8 protein-coding genes are annotated in these 10,920 nt (G+C 63.9%); 4 read left to right on the top strand and 4 right to left on the bottom strand.

What is annotated here, in order from left to right; genetic code table 11:
* Nucleotides 1–83 precede the first annotated feature (83 nt).
* Nucleotides 84–1,295 carry an MFS transporter gene (locus P0D70_RS21355; protein ID WP_408185956.1) on the bottom strand — a complete coding sequence of 404 codons (1,212 nt, stop codon included), beginning with the start codon at nt 1,293–1,295 and terminating at the stop codon, nt 84–86.
* 389 nt (nt 1,296–1,684) lie between these two features.
* Between P0D70_RS21355 and xdhA the strand changes: the two genes are divergently transcribed.
* From xdhA to xdhC, 3 genes are all read left to right on the top strand, one after another.
* On the top strand, nt 1,685–3,208 hold the full coding sequence (gene xdhA / locus P0D70_RS21350; protein ID WP_408185955.1) for a xanthine dehydrogenase small subunit: 1,524 nt from the start codon (nt 1,685–1,687) through the stop codon (nt 3,206–3,208).
* Between the two features lie 29 nt (nt 3,209–3,237).
* Nucleotides 3,238–5,604: a xanthine dehydrogenase molybdopterin binding subunit gene (gene xdhB, locus P0D70_RS21345; RefSeq protein WP_408185954.1), complete on the top strand. Its 2,367-nt coding sequence runs from the start codon at nt 3,238–3,240 to the stop codon at nt 5,602–5,604.
* Between the two features lie 90 nt (nt 5,605–5,694).
* Complete coding sequence (xdhC, locus tag P0D70_RS21340) at nt 5,695–6,261, top strand: xanthine dehydrogenase accessory protein XdhC (RefSeq protein WP_408185953.1); 567 nt, start codon at nt 5,695–5,697, stop codon at nt 6,259–6,261.
* An 80-nt stretch (nt 6,262–6,341) separates the two neighbouring features.
* Here the strand turns inward: xdhC and P0D70_RS21335 are convergent, their stop codons facing one another.
* The 3 genes from P0D70_RS21335 to P0D70_RS21325 all read right to left on the bottom strand — a co-directional run bounded on the left by P0D70_RS21335 (nt 6,342) and on the right by P0D70_RS21325 (nt 9,854).
* Nucleotides 6,342–7,322 carry a LysR substrate-binding domain-containing protein gene (locus tag P0D70_RS21335; RefSeq protein WP_408185952.1) on the bottom strand — a complete coding sequence of 327 codons (981 nt, stop codon included), beginning with the start codon at nt 7,320–7,322 and terminating at the stop codon, nt 6,342–6,344.
* Nucleotides 7,323–7,554: 232 nt separating this feature from the next.
* Nucleotides 7,555–8,205: a 2-hydroxychromene-2-carboxylate isomerase gene (locus P0D70_RS21330; RefSeq protein ID WP_408185951.1), complete on the bottom strand. Its 651-nt coding sequence runs from the start codon at nt 8,203–8,205 to the stop codon at nt 7,555–7,557.
* A gap of 92 nt (nt 8,206–8,297) precedes the next feature.
* Nucleotides 8,298–9,854 (bottom strand): TAXI family TRAP transporter solute-binding subunit, encoded by a 1,557-nt coding sequence (locus P0D70_RS21325; RefSeq protein WP_408185950.1) that lies wholly within the window; start codon nt 9,852–9,854, stop codon nt 8,298–8,300.
* A gap of 584 nt (nt 9,855–10,438) precedes the next feature.
* Between P0D70_RS21325 and P0D70_RS21320 the strand changes: the two genes are divergently transcribed.
* Nucleotides 10,439–10,792 (top strand): BON domain-containing protein, encoded by a 354-nt coding sequence (locus tag P0D70_RS21320; RefSeq protein ID WP_091796618.1) that lies wholly within the window; start codon nt 10,439–10,441, stop codon nt 10,790–10,792.
* The last annotated feature ends 128 nt before the right edge of the window (nt 10,793–10,920 follow it).

Below are 10,920 nucleotides of genomic sequence, written 5' to 3'. Positions count from 1 at the left end.
GGGGCAACGCAAATAGACCACTAAGAAAACAAGGAAAGGCCACCACCCCAGGTCCACAACAAAACCGTGCCGATCGCACCCCCTCAAAGCGCCGCAGGCAAATTAGTGACCTTAGCATTCCGAAGATAAAGCAGAGTAGAAAGCCCAACACCCGCAGCAGCGGCAACCGCCGCAAAAAGAAACACTGACCCATACCCGAACTCACCAGCGATATACCCGGCCAACGGCCCAGTAATCCCCAGCGAGAGATCGAGAAACACCGAATACGCCGACAAAGCCGCCCCACGACTAGCCGGCGGCACAAGCCCAACCGCCTCGACCCCAAGAGCCGGAAACACCAAAGCAAACCCAAACCCGGTCAAAGCCGCGCCAGCAAGCGCAACATGAGGCTCAGGCGCCAGCCACAACATCAACAACCCGGCGCATTCGAACGAAAACGAAGCAATCGCGACCCGAAACCCGCCATAAGTCTTGATCGTATTGGCAAACAGCAACCGCGCCCCGATAAACAGCGTCCCGAACACCGTCAACGACAGCGCCGCATTCGGCCAATGCTTCGCCGCATAAAACAGCGTAATGAAAGTCGCGATCGACCCAAACCCGGCCGACCCGAGCGCCAACCCAATCCCATGCGGCAGTACGCGAGTAAAAACACTGCGGTACGACATCCGCTCGCCATGCACGATCGGCACCGGCGCGATCGGACGAGCGAGATAAAACCCGAGCGCCGCCAGCAGAATCACCAGAATCCCCAGCGCGGCAAACCCAACCGTGTGTTCAATCGCCACGCCCAACGGTGCCCCGATCGCCAGCGCGCCATACGTCGCGATACCGTTCCAGGAGATCACCCGCGCATTGTTGCTCGTGCCCACCCGGCCGATCCCCCACAGAATCGCGCCCGTGCCGCACAAGCTCTCGCCGAATCCCATCACGAGCCGGCTGCAGACCAGCAGCCCCAGGCTCAGCATGGGCCAGCGCCCGCACAGCACCGCCAGCAACAACAGAACCCCACTCGCGCCACACCCGATCAAACCAATCGTCACCGTCCGCTTCGGCCCCAACGTGTCCGCGGAACGGCCAGCCAGCGGCCGGGAGGCCAGCGTCGCCAGATACTGCACGCTGATCGCCGCTCCAGCCAGCACGGCGCTGTAACCCAGGTCGTCGTGAACGTAGCCCGGCAACACCGCAAGCGGAATTCCGATCGTCAGATAGCAAAGAAACGTGAAAAAGACGACCGGAATGATCTGCATGGTCGTCGCAAATTCGCTGCGAGGTGTCGCTGAGTCGGTGGACATGGGGAAAACGAGACTTGAATTCGGCGGGAAGGCGTGATTTTCCCATGGAACCGGTTTTCTTGCAGAACTTGCTTAATAATTCATCCGACAAAAACGCCTTCCCGGAACTCCATAGTGGGCCATTTTCGACCCCTAGGCGCCTATTTTTTCAGCAAGTCGGCCCGTGACACGCTAACTCAGATTGGCTTTTATTCCGCATAAAAGTCTAAAGTACGGCAAAAACCTCAGATCACCATAAGTCAACTGCCCCTCAAACCCATCTCGATATCGTTTTGCGGATATGTCCCGCATGCGACCGCCGCTATGGGTTGTATTTATTGACGGTGATAGTTTTCGAACCATCCCTGCTGCACGTCCCACGGACACAGAACATTCGAGAGTAACGAGACATGACTGAGCCGATTCGCTTCTATCACCGCAACGCGATCCGTGAGATCAAGGACGCGCCCGTCACCCGCACCGTGCTGCAGTATCTGCGCGAGGACGCGCATTGCACCGGCACGAAGGAAGGCTGCGCCGAAGGCGACTGCGGCGCGTGCACGGTCGTGATCGGCGAGCGCAACGAAGCGGGCGGCGTCGACTTCAAGGCGGTCAACGCCTGCATTCAGTTCGTGCCGACGCTCGACGGCAAGGCGCTCTTCACCGTCGAAGACTTGCGCCAGCCGGACGGGTCGCTGCATCCCGTGCAGGAAGCGATGGTCGAATGTCACGGCTCGCAGTGCGGCTTCTGCACGCCGGGCTTCGTCATGTCGATGTGGTCGCTCTACGAAAAGCACGGTCACGAGCACAGTTGCGCCAACAAGACGGTGCCGTCGCGCGAGGCGATCAGCAACGCGCTGACGGGCAACCTGTGCCGCTGCACGGGCTACCGCCCGATCGTCGACGCGGCGGTGCGCATGTTCGAAGCGCCCGCACCCAAAGCGCCGGTCAATGTCGAGGCGCTCGCCACGACGCTCGCCACGCTCGAGCGCAAAGACACCTTCCACTATCAGCACGCCGGCCAGCAGTTCGACGCGCCGCGCACGGTCGAAGCACTCGCCAGGATCAAGGAAGCCGAACCGGCCGCGCGGATTCTCGCCGGCAGCACGGACATCGGCCTGTGGGTCACCAAGCAGATGCGCGAGCTCGGCAATATCGTCTACGTGGGACAGATCGCCGAGTTGCAGAAGCTGGAGACCAACGACGAATGGATCGAGATCGGCGCGGGCGTCAGCGTCGAAAAAGCCTACGCGGAGATCGCGAAGCAATATCCCGAATTGAACGAAATGTGGCAACGCTTCGCGTCGCTGCCGATTCGCAATGCCGGCACGCTCGGCGGCAATATCGCCAACGGCTCGCCGATCGGCGATTCGATGCCTGGCCTGATCGCGCTCGGCGCGCGTGTGATCGTTCGCGGCGGCGAGATCGAGCGCGAGATGCCGCTCGAGGACCTGTACCTCGCGTATCAGAAGAAGGATATGGCGGAGCATGAGTTCGTCGTCGGCCTGAAAGTGCCGACGCGCACCGGCGTGCGTCGGAACCTGCAATTCCGCACCTACAAACTGTCGAAGCGTTTCGATTCGGATATCTCGGCGGTGTGTGCCGCGTTCGCGTTCATCGCCGACGGCAACCTGATTCGCGAGCCGCGCATCGCGTTCGGCGGCATGGCCGCCACGTCCAAGCGCGCGACCCACGCGGAAGCCGTGCTGCGCGACGCCGAATGGCACGAAGCCACCGCGCAGGCCGCGATGCTCGCGCTCGGCAACGACTACGCGCCGCTGTCGGACATGCGAGCGACCAGCAACTATCGCCTCGAATCGGCGAAGAACACGTTGTACCGCTTCTGGCTCGAAACGCGTCCGAACAACCCGCTGCCGAAGAGCGCGCTGGATGTGCGCGCGGTCGCTGCGGCCTGCGCGCCGGTCGGCGCCTGAGACGACGAAAGGATACGGAGAACACGACAATGAATCAGCACGCCGAACCGTTCCTGAAAGACCTTCAGGATCTCGAGGACTTCACCCAGGTCCACATCTCGCGTCCGCACGAGTCCGCGCATCTGCACGTAAGCGGCCGAGCTACCTATACAGACGACATTCCGACGCTCGCCGGCACGCTCCACGCAGCACTCGGCCTGTCGACGAAAGCGCACGCGAAGATCGTCTCGATGTCGCTCGACAAGGTGCGCGCCACGCCTGGCGTGGTCGCGATCTTCACCGCTGACGATATCCCGGGCGTGAACGACGTCGGCCCGATCATTCACGGCGACGATCCGATTCTCGCCGACGGCCTCGTGCAATACGTCGGCCAGCCGATCTTCATCGTGGTCGCGACGTCGCACGAAACGGCGCGTCTCGCGGCACGCCGCGCGGAAATCGTCTACGAAGAATTGCCGGCGATTCTCACCGCGCAGCAGGCGCGCGCCGCGAACCAGCACGTGCTGCCGCCGATGAAACTCGCGCGCGGCGAAGCCGGCAACAAGATCGCCCGCGCCGCGCGTCGCGAGGCCGGCGAGATGCTGCTCGGCGGCCAGGAGCAGTTCTATCTGGAAGGCCAGATTTCGTACGCGGTGCCGAAGGACGACGACGGCATGCACGTCTACTGTTCGACGCAGCATCCGACCGAAATGCAGCACATGGTCGCGCACGCGTTGGGCGTGGCGTCGCACAACGTGCTGATCGAATGCCGCCGCATGGGCGGCGGATTCGGCGGCAAGGAATCGCAATCGGGTCTGTTCGCGTGCTGCGCGGCACTCGCCGCATGGAAGCTGCTGTGCCCGGTGAAACTGCGTCCGGACCGCGACGACGACATGATGGTCACGGGCAAGCGCCACGATTTCCACTACACGTACGAAGTCGGCTACGACGACAAGGGCGTGATCGACGGCGTGACGGTCGACATGACCTCGCGCTGCGGCTTTTCCGCCGACCTGTCCGGTCCGGTGATGACGCGCGCGCTGTGCCACTTCGACAACGCGTACTGGCTCTCGGACGTGACGATCGACGGCTTCTGCGGCAAGACCAACACGCAGTCGAACACGGCGTTCCGCGGCTTCGGCGGCCCGCAAGGCGCGTTCGCGATCGAATACATCATGGACAACGTGGCGCGCTCGGTGGGCGAGGATTCGCTCGACGTGCGCCGCCGCAATCTGTACGGCAAGACCGAGCGCAACCAGACGCCGTATGGCCAGATCGTCGAAGACAACGTGATTCACGAACTGATCGACGAACTCGAAGCAACGAGTGAATATCGCGCGCGGCGCGCCGCGATCAACGAGTTCAACGCGAACAACGAAATACTGAAGAAGGGTATGGCGCTGACGCCGGTCAAGTTCGGCATCGCGTTCAACGTGACCCACTTCAACCAGGCCGGCGCGCTCGTGCACATCTACACCGACGGCTCGGTGCTGGTGAATCACGGCGGCACCGAAATGGGCCAGGGCTTGAATACGAAGGTCGCGCAGGTCGTCGCGCATGAACTGGGCATCGGCTTCAACCGCATTCGCGTCACCGCGACCGACACCAGCAAAATCGCCAACACGTCGGCGACGGCGGCCTCGACGGGCTCCGACCTGAACGGCAAGGCCGCGCAGGACGCCGCGCGGCAGTTGCGCGAACGCCTGTCGGCGTTCGCCGCCGAGCGCTTCGGCGCAGGGCAGGTGAGCGCGTCGGAAGTGCGCTTCGTGCACGACCGGGTCGTGGTCGGCGAAATCGTCGTGCCATTTGAAGAAGTCATCGCAAAGGCTTACGTCGCGCGTATTCAACTCTGGTCGGACGGGTTCTACGCGACGCCCAAGCTCTACTGGGATCAATCGAAGCTGCAAGGCCGGCCGTTTTACTACTACTCGTACGGCGCGGCGGTGTCGGAAGTGGTGATCGACACGTTGACCGGCGAAATGCGCGTGCTGCGCGCGGACGCATTGCACGACGTGGGCGCCTCGCTGAATCCGGCGCTCGATGTCGGCCAGGTGGAAGGCGCGTTCATTCAGGGCATGGGCTGGCTCACGACCGAAGAACTGTGGTGGAACGCGGGCGGCAAGCTGATGACGCATGCGCCGTCCACCTACAAGATTCCGACCGTCAACGATACGCCGCCCGACTTCCGCGTGCGCCTCTTCAAGAACCGCAATGCGGAGGACAGCATCCATCGTTCGAAGGCGACCGGCGAGCCGCCGCTGCTGCTGCCGTTCTCGGTGTTCTTCGCGGTGCGCGACGCGGTGTCGGCAGTGGGCAACCACAAGGTCAACCCGCCGCTGAATGCGCCCGCGACCAGCGAGGAAATCCTCAAGGCGGTCGGCGCGGTGCGTGCCGCCACCGCGGCGGCGCGGCAATAAGCGAATCGATAAGCGGACCGCAATGGGCGCGGCAATGAGCCGGAAAAGCAACGCGTGAACAACACACTCACTGGAATTGGAATGATCGCCATGAACGATTTTTCGTCCGTTCAGATCGGCCGGCGCAGCGGCGTGCAGACGCCGCGTCCGGCGCCGATGCATATCGTGCTGTTCGGCGCGGGGCACGTCGGGCATGCGCTCGTCAAGCTGCTCGGCAGCTTGCCGTGCGTGGTCCAGTGGGTCGACGAGCGCGACGAACTGTTCCCCGACGAAACGCCCGCCAACGTGCAGGTCGAAGCCACCGACACGCCGGATGCGATCGTCGACACGGCGCCGCCCGGCGCCTATTTTCTGGTGATGACGCACAACCACGCGCTCGATTTCTCGCTGGCCGCGCGCATCATGCGGCGGCGCGATTTCACCTACTTCGGCATGATCGGTTCGAAGACGAAGCGCGTGAAATTCGAGCGCCGTTTGCTCGATCGCGGCGTGGATCTGGACCGCCTGGTGGAGATGACGTGTCCGATCGGCGTGGCTGGCATCGTCGACAAGGCGCCTGCGGCGATCGCCGTGGCGGTATGCGCGGAGTTGCTGCAGATCCGTTCGCGGCAGGTCGTGGCGCAGGTGGCGACGCAGAAGCTCTGCGCGGCTGTCTGATCAGCGGAACCAAGCGCCGGCCAGGATGCGGCGCGCAAGCAGCGCACAAGCAGCGCCCTTCGAGCCGCAAACCCCAAACGTCAGCCCGTCGCGGCTGACGTTTCCTTTTTCGGCGTCCGTTTTGCGCGCCGCACCTTCTGCGCGACCAGCCCGTCCGACACCTGGGACATCAGCGCACGCAGCCAGCCCACATCGCTCGGTCGATCCGGCTGCGGATGCCAGAGCTGGTAGCACTTGATGCGCGGAAACGGAATCGGCACGTCGACCACCGCGAGCGGCAACATGTCCGCGTAGTGCATCGCAAAACGGCGTGTCGTCGTGAAGATCAGGTCCGATTGCAGCAGCGTCTGCGGCACCAGGCCGAAGTAGGGCAGCGTGGCGACGATGCGGCGCTCGGCGCGAGCCCGCATGAAGCCCATGTCGATGGCGCCGCTGCTCGCCCCGCTATACGGCGTCGGCGCGAGATGCGCGGCGGCGAGATACGCTTCGCGCGTAAGCGGCATGCGCGTGAGCGGATGATCGGCGCGCATCATACATACGACCGTATCGGAGAACAGGTCGCTGCGCTCGAAGCGCGGGTCGGGCTTGGGCCAGTTGCCGATCACCAGATCGAGTTCGCCGGCATCGAGCGCGGCGGAATGATCGAGCATCGGACTCAGCGAATCTATTTCGAGCCGCGCGTGCGGCGCCGCCTCGCGAAATTGCGCGATCACGGTCGGCATGAAGAAGTCGTTCAGATAATCCGGCGCGGCCACGCGAAAGGTGCGGCGCGAGCGGCCGGGATCGAAGTCGCCATGCGGCGTCGCGACAAAATCCACCTCGCGCAGCACGCGTTGCGCGGAGGCGAGCAGCGATTCGCCGTATTCGGTGGGCACCATGCCCGACTTGCCGCGCACCAGAATCGGGTCGTTCAGCGTCTCGCGCAGTTTGCGCAGCGCGGTGCTGATAGCCGGCTGGGTCTGATTCAGACGCAGCGCGGTCTGCGTGACGCTGCGCTCGACCAGCAGCGTGCGCAGCACGCGCACGAGCCAGATATCGAGGGAGGCGGCGGTGTCGTCCATGATTTAAGCGAGGCGGGGCAAGCGGACCGGATCCGATGAAGCGTCGTACGGCGTCGCCTGCGAGAGCGGGGCGCCAACGCGCACGAAGCAAAGGTCATAACCTTAGGCCTGTTTGCGGTGTAGCGGCATAGCAGGCAAGGTATGGCCGGCATCAGCAGGGCTGTTTTACCGCGACGAACCGGCGAAAGCGCCGTGGGACGCGCCTCGCGTCCGCTTCAGGCTTACGTCTCGCCTACGTCTGCTGGTCCACGAGCCCCGAAGGCAGCGTACTGATGCGTTTGACTTCTTTCGATTCGAGCCAGTTCGGCGTGCGCGCGCAGTACAGCACCATGGGCAGCGCGTCTTCGCCCCAGAACAACTGATCGTTCAGACGGAAGGTCGGCACACCGTAGACACCCAGGCCGATCGCATCCGCCGTGTTGCGCTGCAATTGCGCTTTCACTTCCGGGCTCTTGATGAGTTCCGGACCGTCGGGCAGGCCGACGCGCTCGCACAATTCGGCAAAGGCCACGTCCGTCGACGGGTCGCGGCCTTCACGCCAGATGAAGCGGAAAATCTCGCGCACGAAATTGACGTCGCCGTTCGCCGCGGTGGCGAGCAACAGCGGCTTCGTGGAATCGAAGGGATGGGCGGGCGGCATCTTGTACGGAATGCCGAGCTGTTCCGCGCGAAACAGCGCGTGCCGGTACATGAAGGTGCGTTTGGAGGGCACGCCGTAAGCCGGCCGCTGTCCCCAGTGACGGTAGAGGTCGTTCAGCACGACCGGCGTGAAGACGAAGTCGAAGCCCGGCCATTTGTCGTGCTGCTCGAGCAACAGGTACGTGAACGGCGAGACAAAGTCGTAAAACCACAGCGGTTGTCTGGCGTCGATGCCAACGGTCATAAATGTCTCCCGGATTGCTGTTCCGAACGGCCCGTCTCGCGGACCGCCGAAATTGTAATGATCTTACGCGGAGCAGCCGCGGCTTGCATCCGTCAATATGGTTTCGCGGCGTCGTCGCTGGGCGTTTCGCCGATCTCGGCCGCTTCGTTCGCGGCGGACGGACTGGGCGGATTGGATGGATTAGGCGGTGGGGACGCCGCGCCTGCTTCGCCATGTTCTCCAGTTTTGCCTGCTTCTCCAGCTTCTTGTGCTTTACCGCGCCCGTTATCGACGCCCGGCGCTTCATCCGCGGCGCCGTCGCGTTGCGCGTCGCGAGCCTGCGTGAGCCGCGCGCGCACGAAGCCGATGTGCTCGCGCAGCACGTAGAACTGATCCGCATAGGCCAGCGGCATCTTCAGACCGTTGACGGATTCCTCGATCGCGTCGAGCCGTTCGAGCAGCGACGCGCGTTCGGTGGGCGAATGGTCGCTGAGGGCGCTGCGCTCGATCGCGATCAGCGCGCCGTACCAGCGGTAAATGCGCGATTTCACCCGCCATGCATACAGAGACGGCACGAGACGCAAGGCCGGCACGAGCAACACGATCAGTGGCACCACGACCACCAGCAGCCGGTCGGCGAGACTCGCGAGCCAGAACGGCAGGATCCGGTAGAGGAAGCTCTTGCCCGACTTGTAGTAGCGGGCGGCGTCGTCGCTGATGGGGAAGTCGTGCGCGAGCGGCGCGGGAAACTCGCCGGCGCGCTGCAGGATGTTCGCCTTGCCGTGCACCTCGCGCGCGGCTTCGATCAGCAGATCGGAAAGCGCGGGGTGCAGCGAGTCGCGCGCCACCAGTTCGACGGTCGGCGCCACCATATGAATCGGCGCGGACGGCAGGTTCTTGCCGAGGTCGAACGCGCCCATCGGCATCATGAGCTGTGTCAGATAGGGAAAGCGGCGCGTGTAGGCGTCGGCCTGCGAGAAATCGTAGAACTGCACGTTCGGCGTGCGGTAGAGCTTGCCCATCACCGCCGGTTGCGCCGAATCGCCGGCGAGGAACGCAGCGTCGACCTTGCCGGAGACGAGGGCGTCGGCGGCGTCGTCTCCCGAGAGCGGCAGCAGTTTGGTTGCGCCGCCCGGCACGATGCCGTTGGCCTTGAGCAGCGCGAGCGCCAGTTCGCGCGTGCCGCTGCCTTCGGCGCCGACAGCAAGCCGCTCGCCCTTGAACTCAGAGAGACGCATGATAGTCGGGCCGTGATAGAAGATCGCCAGCGGCACATAGGCCACGCTGCCGAGCGACATCAGACCGTTGGACGCGGAGCCGGGCGCGACGCCGTCCTGCACGAAGCCGACATCCACGTTCGAGCTCGGGTCCGACAGGCGCTTGAGATTCTGCAGCGAGCCCTCCGAGGACAGCACGTTCAGCGTGATGCGGTTGCGCGCCAGAATCTCCTTGTACTTCTGGGCGGCATTCCAGAAGGTGCTGCCTTCCGGGCCGGCGCTGATCGTCAACGTGCTGGGCGGCGCGGGCTGAATCAGACGCACGGCGACCCAGATCGCGACGGCGGCGATCAGCAGGATCGGTCCGAACGAGACGGCGAGATCGCGCCAGGAGATCGCGACGAATCGGGCGACGAGACGGGGAGGGCTTTTGCGGCCGGTGGCTGGCTTCATCGGATGACGTGACGGCTACGGTCGAAAGTGAACAGGGGCGGCGCTCTGCGGCGCGCGAACCGGGGTGAAGCGCTCACGCCGCGCCACGGCGGCTGCCGCGAATGGCGCGCGAGCCACGCGGCAGCGCGCGTCGCGCCGATGGTACCTGAGATTCGCCGCACGGCGGCACGCATGGCCGCCGCGCTCACCGACAAAGCCGTAACAAATCGTGAACGGCGTGTGACACCAGTGCGGGTGACGCGATTCAGCCCTCGCGTATGACTAAACCCTTTGCGCTTCTGGCCCGGCTAGATTAAATTGTGCATCGCTGCCGTGAACAGACGTTTGCGCAGCGCGACCCGGCAAGACACACAAGAACTGGGCGCGCTCGCGGACTTCGCGGCTTGCCGGTCTGTCGTACCGCATTGCATGCCTGTCATCGCATGCGGCAATGGCAGCCAGCCTCTTCGCCTCTCGCACACCGTGTTGCAGCCATAGTCGGCCGTCGCTGGGCCGCGCCTTGTCGCGCGTCCAGCGTGGCTGCCGGAAGTCGTACGAAGCCGCTTTTATATGCGGTCCAATGTGAAGCTAAGGAGAAGAAAAGTATGAAATCGGTCGGTTTTCTGAAAACGCTGGGCTCGGTGGTGGCAATGGTAGTGGCGTGCAATGTGTACGCTCAGGCAAGCGACGCAACGGCAACGGGCACGACCGCCGCGCCGGCTGCGAGCGCCAAGTCGACCAAGAAGGCGAACAGCCAGTTGGGCCGCAAGGTGCGTAGCGCGCTGGCCAAGGCGCAAGGTATCGACGTGTCGAACATCGCCGTGCGCGCTCGTGGCGGCGCGGTGACGCTGACGGGCTCGGTGCCTGACCAGGCGCAGATCGACGCCGCAGGCGAAGCCGCCAAGGGCGTCGCTGGCGTCACGTCGGTGTCGAACAAGCTGAACGTCCAGCAGCAGTAAGCAGGCTGTCGCATCAGGCGAGGGCGGCGCCAAGCCGCCTTGCGCCGTCGTGATGCAGTTGTGCACCAAGGTTCCGGCAAAAAACCGGAGCCTTTTTTATTTTAATTTGGCGATTTTTGAAGCGGTGA

The sequence above is a fragment of the Paraburkholderia sp. RL17-381-BIF-C genome (genome assembly GCF_046026435.1).
Taxonomy (GTDB): Bacteria; Pseudomonadota; Gammaproteobacteria; order Burkholderiales; family Burkholderiaceae; genus Paraburkholderia.
The sequence above is the reverse complement of the archived record's forward strand: the minus strand, read 5'-3'. Positions and strand labels throughout refer to the sequence as shown.

Excerpts from the sequence above, each read along its gene's own strand:
- P0D70_RS21355 (WP_408185956.1), bottom strand. The coding sequence starts at position 1,295 with ATGTCCACCGACTCAGCGACACCTCGCAGCGAATTTGCGACGACCATG.
- P0D70_RS21335 (WP_408185952.1), bottom strand. The coding sequence starts at position 7,322 with ATGGACGACACCGCCGCCTCCCTCGATATCTGGCTCGTGCGCGTGCTG.
- xdhB (WP_408185954.1), top strand. The coding sequence starts at position 3,238 with ATGAATCAGCACGCCGAACCGTTCCTGAAAGACCTTCAGGATCTCGAG.
- xdhC (WP_408185953.1), top strand. The coding sequence starts at position 5,695 with ATGAACGATTTTTCGTCCGTTCAGATCGGCCGGCGCAGCGGCGTGCAG.
- P0D70_RS21320 (WP_091796618.1), top strand. The coding sequence starts at position 10,439 with ATGAAATCGGTCGGTTTTCTGAAAACGCTGGGCTCGGTGGTGGCAATG.
- xdhA (WP_408185955.1), top strand. The coding sequence starts at position 1,685 with ATGACTGAGCCGATTCGCTTCTATCACCGCAACGCGATCCGTGAGATC.
- P0D70_RS21330 (WP_408185951.1), bottom strand. The coding sequence starts at position 8,205 with ATGACCGTTGGCATCGACGCCAGACAACCGCTGTGGTTTTACGACTTT.
- P0D70_RS21325 (WP_408185950.1), bottom strand. The coding sequence starts at position 9,854 with ATGAAGCCAGCCACCGGCCGCAAAAGCCCTCCCCGTCTCGTCGCCCGA.